This is a genomic window from Streptomyces sp. NPDC020747 (assembly GCF_044334695.1).
Classification (GTDB): domain Bacteria; phylum Actinomycetota; class Actinomycetes; order Streptomycetales; family Streptomycetaceae; genus Streptomyces.
In genome coordinates, this window is record NZ_JBIRTJ010000001.1 from 1,072,463 (window position 1) to 1,093,493 (window position 21,031).

Annotated in this window: 20 protein-coding genes; 11 read left to right on the forward strand and 9 right to left on the reverse strand. The window is 70.0% G+C overall.

All coding sequences use genetic code 11. The annotated features are described in order from the left end of the window. The first annotated feature begins 184 nt into the window (after window positions 1-184). The 7 genes from ccrA to pssA all read left to right on the forward strand — a co-directional run bounded on the left by ccrA (window position 185) and on the right by pssA (window position 7,934). On the forward strand, window positions 185-1,522 hold the full coding sequence (ccrA, locus tag ACH4YP_RS04370) for a crotonyl-CoA carboxylase/reductase (protein ID WP_361069512.1): 1,338 nt from the start codon (window positions 185-187) through the stop codon (window positions 1,520-1,522). A 9-nt stretch (window positions 1,523-1,531) separates the two neighbouring features. Further along, window positions 1,532-3,580, forward strand: a complete 2,049-nt coding sequence (locus ACH4YP_RS04375) for a protein meaA (protein ID WP_398489284.1) — start codon at window positions 1,532-1,534, stop codon at window positions 3,578-3,580. Next, window positions 3,577-4,542, forward strand: a complete 966-nt coding sequence (locus ACH4YP_RS04380; RefSeq protein WP_361069518.1) for a CoA ester lyase — start codon at window positions 3,577-3,579, stop codon at window positions 4,540-4,542. Before ACH4YP_RS04375 ends, ACH4YP_RS04380 begins: the two co-directional genes overlap by 4 nt. A gap of 4 nt (window positions 4,543-4,546) precedes the next feature. Continuing rightward, on the forward strand, window positions 4,547-5,059 hold the full coding sequence (locus tag ACH4YP_RS04385) for a MaoC family dehydratase (protein ID WP_043687845.1): 513 nt from the start codon (window positions 4,547-4,549) through the stop codon (window positions 5,057-5,059). Window positions 5,060-5,061: 2 nt separating this feature from the next. Then, window positions 5,062-6,267 carry an acyl-CoA dehydrogenase family protein gene (locus ACH4YP_RS04390; RefSeq protein WP_398489286.1) on the forward strand — a complete coding sequence of 402 codons (1,206 nt, stop codon included), beginning with the start codon at window positions 5,062-5,064 and terminating at the stop codon, window positions 6,265-6,267. A 169-nt stretch (window positions 6,268-6,436) separates the two neighbouring features. After that, window positions 6,437-7,093, forward strand: a complete 657-nt coding sequence (locus tag ACH4YP_RS04395; RefSeq protein ID WP_361069525.1) for a phosphatidylserine decarboxylase — start codon at window positions 6,437-6,439, stop codon at window positions 7,091-7,093. Window positions 7,094-7,115: 22 nt separating this feature from the next. Continuing rightward, window positions 7,116-7,934: a CDP-diacylglycerol--serine O-phosphatidyltransferase gene (gene pssA, locus ACH4YP_RS04400; protein ID WP_361069538.1), complete on the forward strand. Its 819-nt coding sequence runs from the start codon at window positions 7,116-7,118 to the stop codon at window positions 7,932-7,934. A 143-nt stretch (window positions 7,935-8,077) separates the two neighbouring features. On the opposite strand, the gene ACH4YP_RS04405 is transcribed toward pssA, so the two are convergent. From ACH4YP_RS04405 to ACH4YP_RS04425, 5 genes are read right to left on the reverse strand one after another with little or no spacing between them, the layout of a single operon-like run. Then, the gene (locus ACH4YP_RS04405) at window positions 8,078-9,352 is read right to left on the reverse strand and encodes an ABC transporter substrate-binding protein (protein WP_361069528.1); all 1,275 of its coding nucleotides are present in this window, start codon (window positions 9,350-9,352) and stop codon (window positions 8,078-8,080) included. Next, window positions 9,349-10,482: a branched-chain amino acid ABC transporter permease gene (locus ACH4YP_RS04410; RefSeq protein WP_398489287.1), complete on the reverse strand. Its 1,134-nt coding sequence runs from the start codon at window positions 10,480-10,482 to the stop codon at window positions 9,349-9,351. Before ACH4YP_RS04410 ends, ACH4YP_RS04405 begins: the two co-directional genes overlap by 4 nt. Continuing rightward, window positions 10,475-11,365 carry a branched-chain amino acid ABC transporter permease gene (locus tag ACH4YP_RS04415; RefSeq protein WP_306936663.1) on the reverse strand — a complete coding sequence of 297 codons (891 nt, stop codon included), beginning with the start codon at window positions 11,363-11,365 and terminating at the stop codon, window positions 10,475-10,477. The genes ACH4YP_RS04410 and ACH4YP_RS04415 overlap by 8 nt, the downstream gene beginning before the upstream one ends. After that, on the reverse strand, window positions 11,362-12,297 hold the full coding sequence (locus ACH4YP_RS04420; RefSeq protein WP_361069532.1) for an ABC transporter ATP-binding protein: 936 nt from the start codon (window positions 12,295-12,297) through the stop codon (window positions 11,362-11,364). The genes ACH4YP_RS04415 and ACH4YP_RS04420 overlap by 4 nt, the downstream gene beginning before the upstream one ends. An 8-nt stretch (window positions 12,298-12,305) precedes the next feature. Beyond that, window positions 12,306-13,130 carry an ABC transporter ATP-binding protein gene (locus tag ACH4YP_RS04425; RefSeq protein ID WP_361069544.1) on the reverse strand — a complete coding sequence of 275 codons (825 nt, stop codon included), beginning with the start codon at window positions 13,128-13,130 and terminating at the stop codon, window positions 12,306-12,308. Window positions 13,131-13,310: 180 nt separating this feature from the next. Here ACH4YP_RS04425 and ACH4YP_RS04430 point away from each other — a divergent pair, with 180 nt between their 5' ends. Beyond that, complete coding sequence (locus tag ACH4YP_RS04430; protein WP_398489290.1) at window positions 13,311-14,501, forward strand: PucR family transcriptional regulator; 1,191 nt, start codon at window positions 13,311-13,313, stop codon at window positions 14,499-14,501. Window positions 14,502-14,725: 224 nt separating this feature from the next. Here the strand turns inward: ACH4YP_RS04430 and ACH4YP_RS04435 are convergent, their stop codons facing one another. Beyond that, on the reverse strand, window positions 14,726-15,847 hold the full coding sequence (locus ACH4YP_RS04435) for a glycerate kinase (RefSeq protein WP_361065445.1): 1,122 nt from the start codon (window positions 15,845-15,847) through the stop codon (window positions 14,726-14,728). 166 nt (window positions 15,848-16,013) lie between these two features. Beyond that, window positions 16,014-16,268 carry a hypothetical protein gene (locus tag ACH4YP_RS04440; protein WP_055618550.1) on the reverse strand — a complete coding sequence of 85 codons (255 nt, stop codon included), beginning with the start codon at window positions 16,266-16,268 and terminating at the stop codon, window positions 16,014-16,016. A gap of 139 nt (window positions 16,269-16,407) precedes the next feature. Here ACH4YP_RS04440 and ACH4YP_RS04445 point away from each other — a divergent pair, with 139 nt between their 5' ends. The 3 genes from ACH4YP_RS04445 to ACH4YP_RS04455 all read left to right on the forward strand — a co-directional run bounded on the left by ACH4YP_RS04445 (window position 16,408) and on the right by ACH4YP_RS04455 (window position 18,895). Next, on the forward strand, window positions 16,408-17,505 hold the full coding sequence (locus ACH4YP_RS04445; protein ID WP_398489291.1) for an ADP-ribosylglycohydrolase family protein: 1,098 nt from the start codon (window positions 16,408-16,410) through the stop codon (window positions 17,503-17,505). Window positions 17,506-17,562: 57 nt separating this feature from the next. Beyond that, window positions 17,563-18,054, forward strand: coding sequence for an NUDIX domain-containing protein (locus ACH4YP_RS04450; RefSeq protein WP_398489292.1), 492 nt, complete (start codon window positions 17,563-17,565; stop codon window positions 18,052-18,054). 115 nt (window positions 18,055-18,169) lie between these two features. Then, window positions 18,170-18,895: an SIR2 family NAD-dependent protein deacylase gene (locus ACH4YP_RS04455; protein WP_398489294.1), complete on the forward strand. Its 726-nt coding sequence runs from the start codon at window positions 18,170-18,172 to the stop codon at window positions 18,893-18,895. Between the two features lie 66 nt (window positions 18,896-18,961). On the opposite strand, the gene ACH4YP_RS04460 is transcribed toward ACH4YP_RS04455, so the two are convergent. After that, entirely contained in the window at window positions 18,962-19,453 is a 492-nt protein-coding gene (locus tag ACH4YP_RS04460; RefSeq protein WP_361065426.1) for a methylated-DNA--[protein]-cysteine S-methyltransferase, read from the reverse strand. A gap of 27 nt (window positions 19,454-19,480) precedes the next feature. After that, window positions 19,481-20,977: an AlkA N-terminal domain-containing protein gene (locus ACH4YP_RS04465; protein ID WP_361065423.1), complete on the reverse strand. Its 1,497-nt coding sequence runs from the start codon at window positions 20,975-20,977 to the stop codon at window positions 19,481-19,483. Between the last annotated feature and the right edge of the window lie 54 nt (window positions 20,978-21,031).

Below are 21,031 nucleotides of genomic sequence, written 5' to 3' on the forward strand. Positions count from 1 at the left end.
GGCTGTCCCCGCAAACCGATTGGTCTGCGCGCCCGGACGCCTGCGTCACAGGCAACCTTCCGCGCCACAACGCGCTGCCGAGCACCACCCCCGCCGAACCGACGGCACTGCCTCACCCCAGCAGCAACCACCCCGACGTAACCCTCAGCGTTCCCCTCAGACGCTCATCGCCGGAGGCACCATCGTGAAGGAAATCCTGGACGCGATTCAGTCGCGGACGGCCACGTCCGCCGACTTCGCCGCACTGCCGCTCCCCGAGTCGTACCGCGCGATCACCGTGCACAAGGACGAGACCGAGATGTTCACCGGGCTCGCCACCCGCGACAAGGACCCCCGCAAGTCGATCCACCTGGACGACGTGCCGGTGCCGGAACTCGGCCCCGGCGAGGCCCTGGTGGCCGTGATGGCCTCCTCGGTCAACTACAACTCGGTGTGGACCTCGATCTTCGAGCCCATGGCGACCTTCGGGTTCCTGGAGCGCTACGGCAAGCTCAGCGACCTCACCAAGCGCCACGACCTGCCGTACCACATCATCGGCTCCGACCTGGCGGGCGTCGTGCTGCGCACCGGTCCGGGCGTGAACGCCTGGCGGCCCGGTGACGAGGTCGTCGCACACTGCCTGTCCGTCGAGCTGGAGTCCAGCGACGGGCACAACGACACGATGCTCGACCCCGAGCAGCGGATCTGGGGCTTCGAGACGAACTTCGGCGGCCTGGCGGAGATCGCACTTGTGAAGTCCAACCAGCTGATGCCCAAGCCCGACCACCTGTCGTGGGAGGAGGCCGCCGCCCCCGGTCTGGTGAACTCCACCGCGTACCGCCAGCTGGTCTCCCGCAACGGCGCCGGCATGAAGCAGGGCGACAACGTCCTCATCTGGGGCGCGAGCGGCGGACTCGGCTCGTACGCCACCCAGTTCGCGCTCGCCGGCGGCGCCAACCCCATCTGCGTGGTGTCCAGCCCCCAGAAGGCGGACATCTGCCGCGCGATGGGCGCCGACGCGATCATCGACCGCAACGCCGAGGACTACCGGTTCTGGAAGGACGAGCACCACCAGGACCCGAAGGAGTGGAAGCGCTTCGGCAAGCGCATCCGTGAGCTCACCGGCGGCGAGGACGTCGACATCGTCTTCGAGCACCCGGGCCGCGAGACCTTCGGCGCAAGCGTGTACGTCACCCGCAAGGGCGGCACGATCGTCACCTGCGCCTCGACCTCGGGCTACAACCACGAGTACGACAACCGCTACCTGTGGATGTCCCTGAAGCGGATCATCGGCTCACACTTCGCCAACTACCGCGAGGCCTGGGAGGCCAACCGGCTCATCGCGAAGGGCAAGATCCACCCGACGCTCTCCCGGGTGTACTCGCTGGAGGAGACCGGGCAGGCCGCGTACGACGTGCACCGCAACCTCCATCAGGGCAAGGTCGGAGTCCTGGCGCTGGCGCCCACCGAGGGCCTCGGTGTGCGCGACGAGGAGAAGCGCGCCCAGCACGTCGACGCCATCAACCGCTTCCGGAACATCTGAGGGCCACCCATGACTGAGCGCCAGGCGCCGCAGGCGAAGCACGAAAGGGACCGGCCGTGGCTCATGCGCACCTACGCCGGTCACTCCACGGCCGAGGCGTCCAACGAGCTGTACCGGCGCAACCTCGCCAAGGGCCAGACGGGTCTGTCGGTCGCGTTCGACCTGCCGACCCAGACCGGGTACGACCCCGACCACATCCTCGCCCGCGGCGAGGTCGGCCGGGTCGGCGTGCCGGTCTCGCACCTCGGTGACATGCGCCGGCTGTTCCAGGACATCCCCCTGGACCGGATGAACACCTCGATGACCATCAACGCCACCGCCATGTGGCTGCTGGCGCTCTACCAGGTCGTCGCCGAGGAGCAGGGTGTCGACATCACCACGCTCCAGGGCACGACCCAGAACGACATCGTGAAGGAGTACCTGTCGCGGGGGACGCACGTCTTCCCGCCGGTGCCCTCGCTCCGTCTGACGACGGACATGATCTGCTACACGGTCAACAACATCCCCAAGTGGAACCCGATCAACATCTGCAGTTACCACTTGCAGGAGGCGGGAGCCACTCCGGTCCAGGAGATCGCGTACGCGATGTCCACCGCGATCGCCGTCCTGGACGCGGTGTTCGCGTCCGGGCAGATCGCGGAGGAGCAGAAGGGCGACGTGGTCGCGCGCATCTCCTTCTTCGTGAACGCGGGCGTCCGCTTCGTCGAGGAGATGTGCAAGATGCGGGCGTTCGGCCGCATCTGGGACAGGATCACGCGCGAGCGGTACGGCATCGAGAACCCCAAGCACCGCCGCTTCCGGTACGGGGTCCAGGTCAACTCGCTCGGTCTGACCGAGGCCCAGCCGGAGAACAACATCCAGCGGATCGTGCTGGAGATGCTGGCCGTGACCCTCTCGAAGGACGCACGCGCGCGTGCCGTCCAACTCCCGGCCTGGAACGAGGCGTTGGGCCTGCCCCGGCCCTGGGACCAGCAGTGGTCACTGCGCATGCAGCAGGTACTCGCGTACGAGAGCGACCTGCTGGAGTACGCGGACATCTTCGAGGGCTCGCACGTCATCGAGGCCAAGGTCGCCCAGCTGGTCGAGGACTCGTTCGCCGAGATCGACCGGATCCAGGAGATGGGCGGCGCGATGGCGGCCGTCGAGTCGGGCTATCTGAAGTCGCAGCTCGTCTCCTCGCACGCCGAGCGCCGGGCCCGTATCGAGTCCGGTGACGAGAAGATCGTCGGCGTCAACATCTTCGAGTCGACCGAGCCGAACCCGCTCACGGCCGATCTGGACGCCGCGATCATGACGGTCGACCCGGCGGTCGAGGCCGGCGTGACCGCCGCCCTCAAGGACTGGCGCGACACCCGCTACCAGCCCCCCTTCAACCACCCGCGCCCCTGCAAGGCGCTGGAGCGGCTGAAGGAGGCCGCGAAGGGCACCGGCAACCTCATGGAGGCCACCCTGGAGTGCGCCCGTGCCGGAGTCACGACCGGCGAGTGGGCCGGTGCCCTGCGCGAGGTGTTCGGCGAGTTCCGCGCCCCGACCGGTGTCTCGTCCGCGCCCGTCGCGGTGACCGCCGAGGAGGGCTCGGCCATGTCGGAGGTCCGCCGCAAGGTGGAGCTGACCGCGAAGCACATGGGCGTCGGCAAGCTCCGCTTCCTGGTGGGCAAGCCGGGCCTGGACGGGCATTCCAACGGCGCCGAGCAGATCGCCGTACGGGCCCGTGACGCCGGCTTCGAGGTGGTCTACCAGGGCATCCGGCTCACGCCCGAGGAGATCGTGACGGCGGCCGTCGCCGAGGACGTGCACGCGGTCGGCCTGTCGATCCTCTCCGGATCGCACGCCCAGCTGGTCCCTGACGTGCTGGAACGGCTGCGTGTGGCCGGTGCCACAGACATCCCGGTGATCGCGGGTGGCATTATCCCGAATGGCGACGCCGAGGTTCTGCGGGCCGCGGGAGTGGCCGCGGTCTTCACTCCGAAGGATTTCGACATCACCGGAATCATCGGCCGGATCGTCGACGAGATCCGGAAAGCGAACAAGCTCGACCCACTGGAGGTCCCCGCATGACCAGCCCCGTCAACCGCCTTCGTCCGCGGCGCTCCTGCCTCGCCGTGCCGGGGAGCAACCCCCGCTTCCTGGAGAAGGCGCAGGGCCTCCCGGCCGACCAGGTCTTCCTGGACCTGGAGGACGCGTGCGCGCCGCTGGCCAAGCCCGAGGCGCGGCACACCATCGTCAAGTTCCTCAACGAGGGCGACTGGACGGGCAAGACGCGGGTCGTGCGTGTCAACGACTGGACGACCGAGTGGACGTACCGCGATGTCGTGACGGTGGTCGAGGGCGCCGGCCCCAACCTCGACTGCATCATGCTGCCGAAGGTCCAGGACGCCCAGCAGATCGTGGCCCTGGACCTCCTGCTCACCCAGATCGAGAAGACGATGGGCTTCGAGGTCGGCAAGATCGGCATCGAGGCGCAGATCGAGAACGCCCAGGGTCTCAACAACGTCAACGAGATCGCGACGGCCTCCCAGCGCGTCGAGACGATCATCTTCGGCCCGGCCGACTTCATGGCGTCGATCAACATGAAGTCGCTGGTCGTGGGCGAGCAGCCGCCCGGCTACCCGGCGGACGCCTACCACTACATTCTGATGAAGATCCTGATGGCCGCCCGCGCCAACAACCTCCAGGCGATCGACGGCCCCTACCTCCAGATCCGCAACATCGACGGCTACCGCGAGGTCGCCGGGCGTGCCGCCGCCCTCGGTTTCGACGGCAAGTGGGTGCTGCACCCGGGCCAGGTCGAGGCGTCCAACGAGATCTTCTCGCCCTCGCAGGAGGACTTCGACCACGCCGAGCTGATCCTTGACGCGTACGACTTCTACACGTCCGAGGCGGGCGGCAAGAAGGGCTCCGCGATGCTCGGCGACGAGATGATCGACGAGGCCAGCCGCAAGATGGCCCTCGTCATCTCCGGCAAGGGCCGGGCCGCCGGTATGGAGCGCACGTCCAAGTTCGAAGCCCCGGAGGCCTGAGCACATGCAGTTCGGACGCACCTACGAGGAGTTCGAGGTCGGCGCGGTCTACAAGCACTGGCCCGGGAAGACGGTCACCGAGTACGACGACCATCTGTTCTGTCTCCTGACCATGAACCACCACCCGCTCCACATGGACGCCAACTACGCCGAGAACACAACGGACTTCGGCAAGAACGTCGTGGTCGGCAACTACATCTACTCGCTGCTGCTGGGCATGTCCGTGCCCGACGTGTCCGGCAAGGCGATCGCCAACCTGGAGGTCGAGTCGCTGAAGCACGTCGCGCCGACCTTCCACGGCGACACGATCTACGGCGAGACCACGGTCCTCGACAAGACCCCGTCGAAGTCCAAGAACGACCGCGGAATCGTCTACGTCGAGACCAAGGGCTACAAGCAGGACGGCACGCTGGTCTGTGTGTTCCGCCGCAAGGTGATGGTCCCCACCGAGACGTACATCAAGGAGCGCGGCGGCGAACAGCCCGGGCGCCCCCAGCTCAAGGAGCAGGAGAAGTAGCCATGGCGCGACTCGCCCAGACCGCCGGTCTGACCGACATCCAGCAGGAGATCCTGTCCACCGTACGGGACTTCGTGGACAAGGAGATCATCCCGGTCGCGACCGAGCTGGAGCACCGCGACGAGTACCCGCAGCAGATCGTCGACGGGCTCAAGGAGTTGGGCCTCTTCGGCCTCATGATCCCCGAGGAGTACGGGGGTCTGGGCGAGTCGCTCCTCACCTACGCCCTGTGTGTGGAGGAGATCGCGCGCGGCTGGATGTCGGTGTCCGGCATCATCAACACCCACTTCATCGTGGCGTACATGCTCAAGCAGCACGGCACCCAGGAGCAGCGGGAGTACTTCCTGCCGCGGATGGCGGCGGGCGAGGTGCGCGGCGCGTTCTCCATGTCGGAACCGGCGCTCGGCTCGGACGTTTCGGCGATCACGTCGAAGGCTGTCAAGGACGGCGAAGAGTACGTCCTGAACGGTCAGAAGATGTGGCTGACGAACGGCGGAACGTCGACGCTCGTGGCCGTTCTGGTGAAGAGTGACGAAGGCCACCCCGAGGGCACCGCGCCCCACAAGTCGATGACGACCTTCCTGGTGGAGAAGGAACCCGGCTTCGGCGAGGTCCGCCCCGGCCTGACCATCCCCGGGAAGATCGACAAGATGGGGTACAAGGGTGTCGACACCACCGAGTTGATCATGGATGGCCTGCGCATTCCGGCCAATCGCGTGCTCGGCGGGGCCACCGGCCGAGGGTTTTACCAAATGATGGACGGCGTCGAGGTCGGCCGCGTCAACGTGGCGGCGCGTGGCTGCGGTGTCGCTCAGCGTGCGTTCGAACTGGGCGTCTCCTATGCCCAGCAGCGTCACACTTTCGGCAAACCGATCGCCCAGCACCAGGCGATCCAGTTCAAGCTGGCCGAGATGGCTACCAAGGTCGAGGCCGCCCATGCGATGATGGTGAATGCGGCACGCAAAAAGGACTCCGGGGAGCGAAACGACCTCGAGGCAGGGATGGCGAAGTACCTCGCCTCCGAGTACTGCAAAGAGGTCGTCGAGGACGCCTTCCGGATCCACGGCGGTTACGGCTTCTCCAAGGAGTACGAGATCGAGCGCCTCTACCGTGAGGCCCCGATGCTGCTCATCGGTGAAGGTACCGCCGAGATCCAGAAAATGATCATCGGACGCAGACTGCTCGAAGAGTATCGGCTGCAGGGCTAGATATACCGATTCGGGGTGTTTCATCGAGAAGAAGGTCACACCCCGTCAACGCTCTTCGGCCGCCGACTCGGCTTCCTGGCTTGCCCAGTTGTGGCCCGCGACCGGTACGATCCCGGGAAAGCCGCCGTCCCCCGTTACAGCGCGGCATCATCCGCTACGAAGGTCATCCATGCCCCACAGCCAAACCTCTGCACCACGCGACAGCCTGGCAGGCGTACGTATTGCGCGCGGAGCATCGCCGTGGCTCCTGCCGACCGTCGCCACCGCAGCACTCAGCCTGGTACGCGCGCGCAAGTCCGGCGCCGCCAAGGCCGTCGCCGTGCCCGCCACCGCGCTGGCGGCGGGCATGCTGTGGTTCTTCCGCGACCCCGAGCGCGAGATCGCCCCGGGCCGGGTCATCTCCCCGGCCGACGGTGTGGTGCAGAGCATCATGCCGTGGAAGGACGGGCGCACCCGCGTCGCGATCTTCATGAGCCCGCTGAACGTCCACGTCAACCGCGCGCCTCTCTCCGGCACGGTGACGTCGGTCGAGCACATCCCCGGCGGTTTCGTCCCGGCGTTCAACAAGGAGAGCGAGAACAACGAGCGCGTTGTCTGGCACTTCGACACCGAGCTCGGCGACATCGAGATGATCCAGATCGCCGGTGCGGTCGCGCGGCGCATCGTGCCGTACATCCCTCAGGGCACGAAGGTCGAGCAGGGCGACCGGATCGGGCTGATCCGCTTCGGGTCGCGCGTCGACATCTACCTCCCCGAGGGCGTGGAGGTCGACGTGGAGGTCGGTCAGAAGACCACGGCGGGGGTGACTCGCATTGACCGTGATTGATCCCGAGACACAGGCCGGCTGGGTGCCGGAGGCCGACGAGCTGGACGACGACGAGGAGATGCCCCTCTCTCTCCGCCTCTCAATAGCGGACACCCTCACACTCGGTAACGCCACGTGCGGCTTCATGGCGGTGTACTTCACCACCACGGGCATCCTGATCCCGCACCTCACGGGCAGCCAGGAGACGGGCATGGCGCGGCACAGTGCCGCGACCGCCGTGATCCTGATGCTGTGCGCCGCGGTCTTCGACCTGTTCGACGGCCTCGTCGCCCGTAAGCTGCGCTCCTCTCCCATGGGCGCGGAGCTGGACAACCTCTCCGACCTGATCAGCTTCGGCCTGGCGCCGGCGTACTTCGTGCTGGTCTACGGCATGGTCGCCGACGACGCGCACCAGCGGGTGGCGGCGGTGGGGGCCATCGTGGTCCTGCTGGCGGTCGTGCTGCGGCTCGCCAGATTCTCCTGCGTCACGGTCAAGGACGGCACCTTCCAGGGCATGCCCTCGCCGTTCGGCGCGCTGACCGTCGTCTCCATCGTGCTGCTCGAGCTGCCGTTCGTCGCCACGCTCATGGCGATCATCGGCACCGCGTGGCTGATGGTGAGCCGGGTCGAGTACCCGAAGCCGCGGGGGCGGCTGGCCGTGGCGATGCTCGCCTGGATCGTCACGAGCATGGCGCTGCTGGCGGCCTGGGCGTTCGACGCGCCCGGTGGTCAGCTGCTGCTCCAGACCGGGTGTGCGTTGCAGCTGGTGACCGGGGCGGTGATGCCCCTCTTCGCCACGGCTCGGAGGGTGAACAACTTCAGGGACAACCGGCGTGAGGCGCGGGCTGCGCAGCTGCCGTAGTTGTCTTTGAGCGTGTCACGAAGGGCCCCGAACCTTTTGGTTCGGGGCCCTTCGTGTGGGGTGACGTCGGGTGCGTGTGTGGGTGCGGGTGGGTGGGGGCTGGTCGCGCAGTTCCCCGCGCCCCTGAGAGCCGAGGCCGTCTCTCAGGTAGCCGGTGTGTACTCCGCCGCCACGTCCGAGGCCTCCGCGTCCCTCACCACCTTCATGCCGCCCGTCACCGTCTTGTCGGGCTGGAGGATGACGCTCTGCTTGGAGGAGGGGGCGTTCGGGTCGGTGAAGTCCTGGGGGATGCCGAAGCCCGTGTCGAGGGCGTTGATGGTGAGAAGGGCCTTGTCGACGCCCTCGCGGGTCAGGTCCTTGGACGCGCAGGCCTTCTTGAGGGCCTCTCCGAAGGCGTAGACCGCGGTCCAGCCGGCGACGACTCCGTTGTCGAGGGAGTCCTTCGGGTAGGCCGACTTGTAGTCGGCGACCAGCTTCTTGGCCTCCGGGGTGTCCGCGCCGATGGGCAGCGAGGGCGAGGCCACGTAGTAGTTCTTCATCAGGGCCGGGCCCGCCTGGGTCGCCAGGAGCTGCGGGGCGAAGGCGGAGTTGTTGCCGATGATCGGGACGTCGAAGCCGCCGGCCGCGGCGACACCGACCAGCGAGGCCGCCTGGCGCGGGCCCGCGCTGATCACGACCGCCTTGACTCCGGCCTTCTTCAGGGCGGCGACCTGGGCGGTCATGTCGTTGTCGGTCGGCTTGATCTTCTGCTCGACGACGGTCAGACCGGCCTCCTTCGCGATGTGCTTCGAGCCGACCAGCGCGCTCTCCCCGTAGTCGCCCTCGAAGTAGACGTGCCCGATCTTGTCGCCCTTCTTGATGCCCTTCTCCTTCATCAGGAAGTCGACGGCGTTGATCGTCTCGATGTCGTACGTGGATCCGATGACCCGGATGTACGGGCTGCCGAGCAGCGTCGCCGACCAGGCCTGCGGCAGGACGAGGCCCTTGTCCTGGCCGTCGATGCGCTGCTTGACCGCGGCGACGAACGGGGAGCCGATGAACTGCGTGAAGCCGAGCACCTTCGGCTCCAGCTCGGTGTACCCGGCGACGGCCTTCTGCGGGTCGTAGCCGTGGTCGCGGACGGTGAGCGCGACCTTGTAGCCGCAGACGCCGCCGTCGTCGTTCAACTGCTTCACATAGAGCTGCTGGGCCTGGGTGACGCTCTTGCCGAGGGTCGCGTACACGCCGGTCATGTCGGTGAGGACGCCGAGCGTGATGGTCTTGCCGGAGATGCCGTCGCCGGTCTTCACCCCGCCCGCGGCCGTCCCCTTGTCCTTGCTGTCACTGTCGGAGTCCTTGGCCTTTGAGCTGCACCCGGCCAGCACGAGCAGCGCGGCGAGCGCGCCTGCGGTCACCTGGGCCGCGTAAGTCGTCCTCATCGTTCCTCCCCTGGATTGGACCGTGGACCGGTCCTGACACGACGCCCGGCGGCCACCCTGACCAGGCCGCCGGGCAGGAAGAGCACCACCGCGACGACGGCGGCGCCGTAGAGGTACCGGGATGCCTCGCCCGGTGCGATCCCGCCCGTACCGGGGGCGGAGACCAGGGGCAGCGCATCGCTGTAGCGGGTCAGCAGCTGCGGCAGCAGGGACACGAACGCGGCCCCGACCACCGCCCCGGAGACCGAACCGAGCCCGCCGATGACGATCATGGCGAGGTATTCGAGCGACAGCGTGATGCCGAAGTAGTCCGGCACCGTCCGCTGGAAGACCAGGGCGAGCAGGACGCCCGCGAGGCCCGCGTACATCGAGGACAGGACGAAGACGGCGGCCCGGTAGCGGGCGACCGGGACACCGATGACACCGGCCGCGATGCGATGGTCGCGGATCGCGTTCATGGCGCGGCCGGGGCGGGAGCGCAGCACCCCGCGGGCGAAGAGCGCACCGCCGAGGAGGAGGACGAGTCCCGCGTACCAGAGCTTCTCCGCCGAGCCGAACGGCACGGCGGCGACGACGAGTTCACGGTCGTCGAAGGTGAGCCCGAAGAGGCTCAGGGGTGGTACGTCGCGGCCGTTGAAGCCGCCGGTGAGGTCGCGGGCGTTGAACAGCACGTGCTGGCCGATGAAGATCAGCGCGAGTGTGGCGATGCCCAGGTAGGCGCCGCGCAGCCGGCCCGCGATGGGGCTGAAGAGGCCGCCGGCCAGGCCCGCGACGAGGACGGCGAGAACGGCCGCGAGCCAGGTCGGCAGGCCGAGGCCGGTCAGCCCGTCACCGCCCTCGGCGGCGAACACGCAGTAGCCGTACGCGCCGACCGCGAGGAAGAAGGCGTGGCCCATGGAGAGCTGGCCCGTGGAGCCGGTGAGGAGGTTGATGCCGATCGCCCCGATCGCGGCGGCCATCGCGAACAGCCCGGCCTGGAGCCAGAACCGGTCCACGTAGAAGGGCAGGGCGAGCAGGAGGACGGCTCCGGCGGCCCAGACGTACGGACGCGCGTGGGTGGGCAGGGCAGGCCTGCGGCGGGCGGGCCGTGGCTTGTCGGCCGCCGCGTCACGCGTGAGGACCTCAGACACGGGCGAGCTCCTTCGTGCCGAACAGCCCGGCGGGCCGGATGAGCAGGATCACCGTCATCACCAGATAGGGGGCCAGGTCGCCCAACCCCCGGCCCAGGAAGGTCAGTTCACTCTGGTAGCCGGTGGCCAGGGACTCGGTGACGCCGACGAGCAGACCGCCGACGAGCGCGCCCGTCGTGGAGTCCAGGCCGCCGAGAATCGCGGCGGGGAACGCCTTGAGGGCGGCGAGCGAGGTGGCTCTCTCCAGGCCGGGTGTCGGGAAGACGGTCAGGAACAGTGCCGCCACGGCCGCGAGGCCGCCTGCCACGGCCCAGGCCCCGAGCGACACCCGGCCGAGCCGTACGCCCATCAGCGCGGCCGTCTCCGGGCTCTCGGCGGCGGCCCGCATCGCGACGCCCCAGGAGGTGTAGCGGAACGCGAGGAGGAACACGGTGATGAGCAGGGCCGCGGCCACGAAGGCGGCGATGCGTGTGTGGGCAAGGGAGATGGGGCCGATGGTGAGCACGGCGTCGCCCCACGGGTCGCCGAGGGGCAGGACGTCCGTGCCGATGCGGCGGGTCAGTTCGGTGGTGAGCAGGATGTCCACGCCGATCGTGACAATGGCCAGGACGCTGTGGTCGGACCCCCGGTAGCGGCGCATCACCAGGAACTCGACGGCCGCGCCGACCACCGCGGCTCCCGCGATCCCGACCAGCAGCGCGGGCCAGAAGCCGATGTCGTCGTGGAGGGTCGCGGTGACGTACCCGCCCGCCAACAGCAGTGACGCGTGGGCGAAGTTGACGACCTCGGTGGCCCGGAAGATGACCACGAAGCCGAGGGCGATGAGGGCGTAGACCGATCCCATCGACACGCCGTTGAGGAGGAGTTCGGCGAAGGTGCTCACGACGCGTTCTCCTCTCCCGAGCGGCGCTCCCCCAGGTAGGCGCGTACGACCGCCGGGTCGTTCTGTACGTCGGCGGGGGCGCCGTCCGCGATCAGGCGCCCGAAGTCGAGTACGGTCACCGCGTCAGCGAGCCGCATCACCACCCCCATGTCGTGTTCCACCAGGACGATCGAGATGCCGAGGCTGTCGCGAACTCCCGCTATCACGGCGGAGGTTCGGCGGCGCTCATCGGCGGTCATGCCCGCGACCGGCTCGTCCAGGAGCAGCAGGCGCGGCTCCATGCAGAGGGCGCGGGCGAGTTCGGCGAGTTTCTGCTGCCCGTACGGGAGGGAGCCCGCCGGGCGGCCGAGGTAGGGCGCGATGCCGACGAACTCGGCGATCTCACGTACGCGTTCACGGTGCCTGCGCTCCTCGCGGGCCGCCGCGGGGAGGCGAAGTCCCGCTGCCAGGAAGCCGGTTCGGGTGAGCCGGTGGCGTCCGAGGAGCAGGCTGTCCTCGACCGTGGCGAGCGGAGGCAGCGCGAGGTTCTGGAAGATGCGGGCGACGCCCAGATCGGCGATGCGGTGCGGAGGCATGCCGGTCAGTTCGTGCTCGCCGAAGAGGACACTGCCGGCGGTGGCGCGGTACACCCCGGACAGGACGTTGAAACAGGTGGATTTTCCGGCGCCGTTGGGGCCGATGAGGGCATGCACGGTGCCGGGGCGCACGGTGAAGTCGACGGCGTCCAGGGCGGTGAGGCCCGCGAAGCGGACGGTCAACTCCCTTACGTGGAGCGGCGGGACGTCGGGGGCGGGTGAAGTGGCCTCCGGCGGTGGGGAGTCCGGGCGGGTGGGGGCCGGTCTGCCCGTTGGGTCCTGTCGGTTGTCCGGCCGGGCGGGGGCCGGCTCGTCGTCGCTCGGTGTGCCGTTACTGGGCATGGGGTCGCTCGGCATGTCGGTGTTCACCCCTTCCAGCGGGTCAGTGCCGGGTGCGTGGTGCGGGCCCCCTCGGCGTCGGCCGCCGCGTCCTCGTCGACGACGCCCAGATAGCGGCGGCGCACCTCGTCGGAGGCGGCCAGTTCGTCCGCCGGTCCGGACAGGGTGACTTCGCCGACTTCGAGGACGTACGCGCGGGAGGCGAGCCGCAGGGCGAGGGCGGCGTTCTGTTCGACGAGCAGGATCGAGGTGCCCTGGGCGTTGATCTCCCGTACGGTGTCGGCGATCCGCTCCGCCATCAGCGGGGCGAGTCCGAGGGACGGTTCGTCGAGGAGCAGGATGCGCGGGGTGGCCATCAGGCCGCGGCCGACCGCGAGCATCTGCTGTTCCCCGCCCGACAGCAGGCCGGCGCGCTGCTGGGCGCGGTCGGCGAGGACGGGGAACAGCTCGTGGACGCGGCGCAGGGCGGCGGCCCGGCCGGCCCGGCCCCCGGTGGCGCCGAGGGCTCCGGCGCGGAGGTTGTCGGCGACGGTCATCCGGGCGAACACCCGGCGCCCTTCCGGGATTTGGGACACTCCCGCGGCGACGACACGATCCGGCGACAGTCCGTCGAGACGGCGGCCGTTCAGGCTCACCGTGCCTCCGGTGACCGCGCCTCCGTGGAAGGACAGCGTCCGGCAGACCGCCCGGAGCAGGGTCGACTTGCCCGCGCCGTTGCCGCCGAGGACGGTGACCACGGCGCCCTCGGGCACCTCCAGGGACACCTGGCGCAGTGCGCGTACGGGCCCGTAACCGACCGACAGTTCATGAACGACCAGCCCGGAACCGGCCGAACCACCCGAACCACCCATCGAACGCCCCCTGTTCTCGCCCCGTGTGGCGCTCACCACAGCACCGGAGGGAGCGTCCGTCCACGGGGTACGGGCGAATCGCTGCGGGTGACCAGCGGGCGCGGCCATGCGTTGTGCGCGCGCACAACACCGCGTGTCAGGGGCCTGTGCGGGGCGGCCCGACGGTGACATCCTCCGGCCATGGGAGCCCGCAGAAGGCGTACCGGTCATGACTGGAAGCTGCTCACCGAGTCCTGTACAGCGCTGCTGGAACGGCTGCCCGAGCTCGTCGACGAGCACATGCGGCAGCTTGCCGAACACTCCTCCGTCTACGGGGAGTTCCTGCCGTACGACCAGCAGTGGCGGGAGGCCGAGGAGGCGATGCGGATCGGGATCCAGACGATCTCCGCGCCCCGGGACTCGCCCCGCCGTGACCTGGAGTACGCGGAGGAGGCGGGGCGGCGGCGGGCCCAGCAGGGGTTGCCGCTGGAGTTACTGGTGCACGCGTATCGCGCCGCGGGGTATCTGGTGTGGGACGCGTTGATGGAGGAGGGGGCGGCGGCCGGGCGGGAGCCGGAGCGGCTCGTGGTGCTGATGCGTTCGGCGACCATGGTGTGGTCCGCCGTGGACGCGCAGGCCTCCGTGGCCACCGAGGCGTATCGGGCGACCGAGATGGAGCTTCGGCGGCGTACCGACGAGCGGCTTCAGGCGCTGCTCGACGCGCTCCTCGAAGGACAGGAGGCACCCGGGCTCGCGGCCCGGGCCGCCGCCGGGCTCGACCTTCCCGAACGGGGGCCGTACGCCGTGGTCGTACTGCGGTCCGAGCGGCGGGAGTCGTATCGGCGGCCCGTGGAGGGGGACGGGTTCCGGTTCATCTGGCGGATGCGGGCCGACTGCGAGGTGGGGGTGGTGGCCCTTGCGGACGGGCAGGGGCTCGACGGGGTCGCACGGGCGCTCGACGGGCGTTGTTCCGGTCCCGGTGGGATCAGTCCCGTCGTCGCCGGGCTTGCCGAGCTCGGGCGGGCGCGGCGGCTGGCCGAGCTGGCCCTTCGTACGTGCCCTCCCGATGCGACGGCCGTCGTGCGGCTCGATCAGCGGATGCCGACCGCGCTCGTCGTGAGCCAGCCCGAGTTGGCGGGGCGGCTCGTGTCCGACGTGTTCGGGTCACTGCTCGAACTCGAACCTGCGGATCGGGCCGTGTTGCTGGAGACGCTGGACGCGTGGCTCGCGTGCGAGGGGTCCGCCGGGCGGGCGGCGGGGCGTCTGTACTGCCACCGGAACACGGTGTTCAACCGCTTGCGGCGGTTGGAGCAACTGACGTCCCGGTCGTTGGCTCGGCCTCGGGATTTGATCGAGATGACGTTGGCGTTGGATGCGTATCGATTGAGCTAGGGGGTTTCGCCCCCGCCGCCCCTACCCGTCCCATCCCGTTCCTGGGGGCTGCGCCCCCAGACCCCCGCATCGCGCTGACGCGCTCGTCCTCAAACGCCGGACGGGCTGGTAGTTAGCCCCTCCGGCGTTTGAGGAGCGGGGGTTCGGGGGCGGAGCCCCCGAAAAGGGACGGGAATGGGAAGGGGTGGCGGGGGCGAAGAAATGCCCCCGCCACCACCGGACCCTCAGATCAGGAAGTCCCGGGCGATGCGTTCGCCCACGTCCTCCAGGATGGGACCCGCTTCGGCGATGCAACGGGAGACGTCGGGCTCGACGTCCGTGAGGGGGTAGGCGCGGCGGATGCCGGCCCGGCCGAGGGCCTCCGGCTGGAGGGCGAGGCGGCCGCAGACGGCGATGACCTCCTTGTCGGCGGCCCGGGCGGCGGCCGCGACCCCGGCGGGAGCCTTGCCGTGGAGGGTCTGCGCGTCGAGGGAACCCTCACCGGTGATGACGAGCGTGGCTCGCTCAAGCGCGGGGGCGAAGCCGAGGACGTCGAGCATGACCTCGATGCCTGGGCGGAAGCTCGCGCCGAGGCCCACCAGAGCCCCGTAACCGATACCGCCCGCCGCCCCGGCCCCGGGCGCGACGGCGTACTCCGCCGCCTTCGACCCGATCGTCTTCTCCAGCACCGCGGCGAAGTGCGCGAGCCCCGCGTCCAGGACCGCCACGTCGTCGGGCGAGGCCCCCTTCTGCGGCCCGTACACCGCCGGCGCCCCCTTGGGCCCGGTCAGCGGATTGTCCACGTCACTGGCGAGGACGACGTCGACGGAGGAGAGGCGGGGGTCCAGACCGGACAGGTCCGCGGTGGCGAGCTGTCCCAGGGAGCCGCCGCCGGGCGGCACCGGCTCGCCGTCCTCGTCGAGGAAGCGTGCTCCGAGCGCGGCCAGCATCCCGGCCCCGCCGTCCGTGGTGGCGCTGCCGCCGACACCGAACACGATGGTCCGGGCCCCGGCGTCCAGCGCGGCACGGATCAGCTCCCCCGACCCGTACGTGGACGACGTGAGCGGCGCGAAGGACCCGGCGGCCAGCCGCTGGAGGCCGCTGGCCTCGGCCATCTCCACGACGGCGGTGTCGTCGCGCAGCGCGAACGCGGCGGTGATCTCGTCGCCGAGCGGTCCGGCGACCCGTACCTCACGCCGCTCGAACCCGGCGGCGACCGCCGCGTCGACCGTGCCGTCACCGCCGTCGGCGACCGGCAGCGCCTCGACCTCGACGCGCGGTGCGACCCTGCGCAGTCCGGCCGTCACCCGCTCGGCCACCTGCACGGCCGTGAGCGAGCCCTTGAACTTGTCCGCGGCGATGAGCACCCGCTGGTTCCGGCCCTGGCCCCGATTCACTGCAGCGTCCGCCACCTTGCATTCCCCTTGCTCTTCGGGCCTTGCACACGTCAAGGCAGTCGCGCCGCTGCGACCCTAACCGCAGGAGGGGGCCGCTGCCCAGGGCGGTTCTCACGTCCCGGACAGCGGCCGCGGGTCAGCCGGCGTCGGTGCCGCGGGAGTCGTACAGCTGATGCGTCAGCGTCCCGCTGCCCCCGAACGGCACGCTGATGTGCTCCAGCACGTCCTCCAGGGCGTCGACGTCCCCGGTCCGCACCCCGACGTCCCCGGTGTTCACCAGAGGCTCGGCGGGGGCCGCCTGCGCGGGCGCCGCGCCGGTGACGGACAGGACAGCGACGACCGCGGCGGCGGCACCGGCCGCCAGGACGGTCGTACGGCTCATCGACTTCATGGATCTCCCAGGGTTCTCGGGGCCCCGGTTCACGGGCCCCAACCGCAATACGACTAAAACCTGACGAGCCTCTCATGTGGTGCGATGCCTGATTTACGTACAGCGGGCAGGAGCGGCAGGAATTCGGTACACCGGGTGTATGACCACTGTGGGCGTTGACGATCTCGCGGATCGCGTCCTCGGCGGCTGGCTCGGCCGGATCGCGGGCAACATGCTCGGCAAACCGGTGGAGCGGGGTGACTACTGGACGCGGGACCGCATCGACCGCTACCTGCGGCAGGCCGACGCGCTGCCCCTCACCGACTACCTGCCCGAGCCGCCGGCCGGCCCCGGCGACGAGTTCGTGCTGCGGCCGGAGTGGCGCAGGTGCGTACGCGGCCGGATCCACGGCAGCTGCCGTGACGACGACGTGGACTACGCGATCCTCGGTCTGCATCTCCTGGAGACGCACGGTTTCGGCTTCAGTACGGAGCAGCTGGGCGACCTGTGGCTGCTGCGGCTGCCGTATCTGCAGACGTTCACGGCGGAGCGCGTCGCGTACCGGAACCTCGCGAACGGGCTGAAGCCGCCACTGACGGCGACCTACGACAACCCGTACCAGGAGTGGATCGGAGCCCTCATCCGCGCCGACATCTACGGCTGGACCAGTCCGGGCCTGCCCCGGCGCGCGGCCTCGCTGGCCCGCCGGGACGCTGTCCTGTCCCATACGGGGAACGGTGTGTACGGGGCGATGTGGGCCGCCTCGCTGGTGGCCGCCGCGTTCACCGCGCCGACCGTGCGGGACGCCCTGGACATCGCGCTCACCGTGATCCCGGCGAGCAGCCGCCTGGCGCGTACCGTGCGCCGGGTGATGACCCTCCACGAGAGCCGGCTGGGCTGGGAGGACACGCTCGACACGGTGGCGGAGGAGACGGCGGGCCTCGGGTGGATCCACACGGTCCCGAACGCCGCCGTCCTGACGGCCGGACTCCTGTACGGCGAGGGCGACTTCACCCGCTCCATCACCCTCACCGTCCGCGGCGGCCTGGACACCGACTCGAACGGCGCGACCGCGGGTTCCGTCGCGGGCGTGCTGGGCGGAGCCGCCGCGATTCCCCCGCAGTGGACGGTTCCGCTGGAGGACACCGTGCACAGCGCGGTGTTCGGCTTCGACGGCGTACGGATCAGCGAACTGGCGGAGCGGACAGTGCGGTTGGCGGTGGGCGCCGGCCCGCCCGCCGGGGCGGTGACCTCGTAAGGATTACTCCCGGGTGATCTTGCCCGGGCGCCGGTCCTGCCTCGTTACGCTGCCCCAATGACGACTCCTGACTACGCCGCGTACATCGCAGGACTGCCCCGTGTCCTCGTCGGTGCCGCCGCGCTCTTCCGTGACGCCGAGGGCCGTGTGCTGCTCGTCGAGCCCAACTACCGCGACGGCTGGGCGCTGCCCGGCGGAACCGTCGAGTCCGACGACGGCGAGACCCCGCGGCAGGGCGCCCGCCGGGAGACGCTGGAGGAGATCGGCCTGGACCTGGAGATCGGCCGGCTGCTCGCCGTGGACTGGGTGCCCGCGACCACGCGGCCGCCGATCGTGGCGTACCTGTACGACGGCGGCGTCCTGTCGGAGGACCAGTTCAAGGCGATCCGGCTCCAGGAGGAGGAGCTGCTGTCCTGGCGTCTCGTGGCCCGCGAGGAGCTCTCCGAGTACATCTCGGGTTCCCTGGGCGGCCGGGTGCTCGCCTCACTGGACGTGCTCGCGACGGGCGCGGGGACAATGGAGCTGGAGAACGGGCGTCCCGTGGCCTGAGCCTTGGGATTCCCCACCTCCGCCGCTCACATGACCCATCGACCGGCACGACGCGTGCCGTGCAGGCGCCCGATATCCGCTCGCCCCGCGTGGACACGCGACCTACCCTCGGCCCATGAACAAGCCGCTCGTCGCCCTCCTCAGCGGGGCAGGTGTCTCCACCGATTCCGGGATCCCCGACTATCGCGGCCCCAACGGGCTGTGGCAGCGGGATCCCGAGGCGCAGAAGCTCGTGACGTACGAGTACTACATGGGTGATCCGGAGATCCGGCGCCGGTCCTGGCAGATGCGGCGGAAGAACCGCACGCTGCAGGCAGAGCCGAACGCCGCGCACCTGGCCGTGGCCGAACTGGAGCGGGCCGGGGTGCCGGTCAGGGTGCTCACGCAGAACGTGGACGGGCTGCACCAGCTGGCCGGAATGCCCGCGCGCAAGGTGCTCGAACTGCACGGCACCGCACGGAGGTTCGTGTGCACGAAGTGCCATGCGCGGGGACCGATGGAGGACGCCCTCGCCCGGGTCGAGGCCGGTGAGGAGGATCCACCGTGCCTGGAGTGCGGCGGCGTCCTGAAGTCGGCGACGGTGTTCTTCGGCGAGCGGCTCGACCCCGAGGTGCTCGGCGAGGCGGTCGCGATCACCAAGGCCTGCCAGGTGTTCATCGCCGTCGGCACCAGCCTCCAGGTCCAGCCCGCCGCCGGCCTCGCCGGAATCGCCGCCGACCACGACGCACGGCTCGTCATCGTCAACGCCGAGCCGACCCCGTACGACGATCGCGCCGACGACGTCGTCCGGGAGCCGATCGGCACGGCTCTGCCCCGGCTGCTGCGGGGCCTGGCCGGCTGATCGGCGGCGGAACGGAGAACCGGGAACAGGCGCGGGCGCCCGCTTCGGACTCGGCTCAGATCCGATTCAGAACAGTGCGGTGTCCGCCTCTCCCCGTTCGAAGTCCAGCAGTTGGCGTTTGCGTTCCAGGCCGCCGCCGTAGCCGGTCAGGCTGCCGTTGGCGCCGACGACCCGGTGGCAGGGCACGATGATCCCGAGGGGGTTCTTGCCGTTGGCGAGGCCGACCGCGCGGGATGCGTTCGGGTTGCCGAGGGCGTCGGCGAGTTCGCCGTACGAACGGGTCTCGCCGTACGGGATCTTCTGGAGCTGTTCCCAGACGGACCGTTGGAACGGGGTGCCGTCCAGGTGGAGTTGGACGTTGAACTCCTTCAACTCACCCTTGAAATAGGCCTGTAGTTCGTCGATCACCTCGGTGAAGGGTGTGTCGTCCGGGTCGCCGAAGGTCTCCTGGGGTGGGCGGTGGCGCTGGTCGGTCATGTAGAGGCCGGACAGGACGCCGTCGGTGGCGACGAGGGTGAGCGGGCCGTAGGGGCTGTCGATCACGGTGTGCTGTTTCACTGAAGGTCCTCGGGCCGGAATCAGGAATCATGCGGGAAGGAAGTTGATCGGGTGGCTGTCGGTCGCCCACAGGTACTGCACGGCGTACGCGCGCCAGGGGCGCCAGTCCGCGGCCCGTGCCGTGAGCGCGGCGGGGGTGGACGGCAGGCCCAACTCCTGGGCGGCACGCCGGATTCCGAGGTCGGTGGGCAGGAAGGCGTCGGGGTCGCCGAGGGCGCGCATGGCGATGACCTCGACGGTCCACGGCCCGAAACCCGGCAGCGCGAGCAGCCGGGCCCTGCTCTCCGCCCAGTCGCTCTCCACGCCCAAGTGAAGCGTTCCGTCGGCCAGTTGGTGGACGAGGGTGGTGAGGGTGGCCCGGCGGGTGGCCGGCATGGCGAGGGCCTCGGGGTCGAGGGCCGCCAGCGACTCGGCGGACGGGAAGAGGTGCGTGAGCCCGCCTTCGGGGTCGTCGACCGCTTCGCCGTGCGCCGCGACCAGGCGGGCCGCGTGCGTACGGGCCGCGGCCGTGGAGACCTGCTGGCCCAGCACGGCCCGTACGGCGAACTCGGCCTCGTCGACCGTACGCGGCACCCGGCGGCCCGGCGCCTTGTCGACGAGCGGGGCCAGCAGTGGGTCCGTACGCAGTTGGTCGTCGACCGCGACCGGGTCGGCGTCCAGGTCGAGCATGCGGCGGCAGCGGCTGATGGCGACGGTCAGGTCGCGCATGTCGCTGAGGGTCAGCCGGCAGCCGATGTGGTCGGCCGTCGGGGTGAGCGAGACGACGCCGTGGCCGTAGGGCAGACGCAGGGTGCGCCGGTACGCGCCGTCGCGCCACTCCTCCACGCCCGGTACGGCGGTGGCGGCGAGGTGGCCGAAGAGGTTGTCGGGGTTGAGCGGGGACCTGAAGGGCAGGCGGAGGCTCAACACCCCGGGTGTGCCGGACGAGTTGGCGTGGCCGGCCCGGTTCTTCGGGACCCTGGTGCGCAGCTCGCTCGGTGAGAGGGCGAAGACCTCGCGGACCGTGTCGTTGAAGGTGCGGATGGAGGAGAAGCCTGCCGCGAAGGCGATGTCGGCCATCGGGAGCGGGGTCGTCTCGATGAGCAGCCGTGCCGTCTGGGCGCGCTGGGCGCGGGCGAGGGCGAGCGGTCCGGCGCCCAGCTCGGCGAGGAGCTGCCGTTCGATCTGCCGGGTGCTGTAGCCGAGCCGGGTCGCCAGGCCCGGCACACCCTCGCGGTCCACGATCCCGTCGCCGATCAGCCGCATCGCGCGGGCCACGAGGTCGGCGCGCTGGTTCCACTCGGGCGAGCCGGGGCTCGTGTCGGGGCGGCACCGCTTGCAGGCCCGGAACCCGGCCTGCTGGCAGGCGGCGGCGCTCGGGTGGAACGTCATGTTCTCCGGCTTCGGCGGCACGACGGGGCAACTCGGTCGGCAGTAGATCCGCGTGGTCAGCACCGCGGTGAAGAACCACCCGTCGAAGCGGGCGTCCTTCGACCGGACGGCGCGTACGCAGCGCTCGGTGTCGGTGTGCATCCCGTTCTGCATACCTCCCAGCATCGGCCATGGTCATGGCACCGGCTGGCGAGAATCCGACATCTA

Bases quoted from the DNA above. Each gene is read 5' to 3' on its own strand.
- ACH4YP_RS04375 (WP_398489284.1), top strand. From the start codon at position 1,532: ATGACTGAGCGCCAGGCGCCGCAGGCGAAGCACGAAAGGGACCGGCCG.
- ACH4YP_RS04380 (WP_361069518.1), top strand. From the start codon at position 3,577: ATGACCAGCCCCGTCAACCGCCTTCGTCCGCGGCGCTCCTGCCTCGCC.
- ACH4YP_RS04385 (WP_043687845.1), top strand. From the start codon at position 4,547: ATGCAGTTCGGACGCACCTACGAGGAGTTCGAGGTCGGCGCGGTCTAC.
- ACH4YP_RS04390 (WP_398489286.1), top strand. From the start codon at position 5,062: ATGGCGCGACTCGCCCAGACCGCCGGTCTGACCGACATCCAGCAGGAG.
- ACH4YP_RS04395 (WP_361069525.1), top strand. From the start codon at position 6,437: ATGCCCCACAGCCAAACCTCTGCACCACGCGACAGCCTGGCAGGCGTA.
- ACH4YP_RS04405 (WP_361069528.1), bottom strand. From the start codon at position 9,352: ATGAGGACGACTTACGCGGCCCAGGTGACCGCAGGCGCGCTCGCCGCG.
- ACH4YP_RS04420 (WP_361069532.1), bottom strand. From the start codon at position 12,297: ATGCCGAGCGACCCCATGCCCAGTAACGGCACACCGAGCGACGACGAG.
- ACH4YP_RS04425 (WP_361069544.1), bottom strand. From the start codon at position 13,130: ATGGGTGGTTCGGGTGGTTCGGCCGGTTCCGGGCTGGTCGTTCATGAA.
- ACH4YP_RS04430 (WP_398489290.1), top strand. From the start codon at position 13,311: ATGGGAGCCCGCAGAAGGCGTACCGGTCATGACTGGAAGCTGCTCACC.
- ACH4YP_RS04440 (WP_055618550.1), bottom strand. From the start codon at position 16,268: ATGAAGTCGATGAGCCGTACGACCGTCCTGGCGGCCGGTGCCGCCGCC.
- ACH4YP_RS04445 (WP_398489291.1), top strand. From the start codon at position 16,408: ATGACCACTGTGGGCGTTGACGATCTCGCGGATCGCGTCCTCGGCGGC.
- ACH4YP_RS04450 (WP_398489292.1), top strand. From the start codon at position 17,563: ATGACGACTCCTGACTACGCCGCGTACATCGCAGGACTGCCCCGTGTC.
- ACH4YP_RS04455 (WP_398489294.1), top strand. From the start codon at position 18,170: ATGAACAAGCCGCTCGTCGCCCTCCTCAGCGGGGCAGGTGTCTCCACC.
- ACH4YP_RS04465 (WP_361065423.1), bottom strand. From the start codon at position 20,977: ATGCAGAACGGGATGCACACCGACACCGAGCGCTGCGTACGCGCCGTC.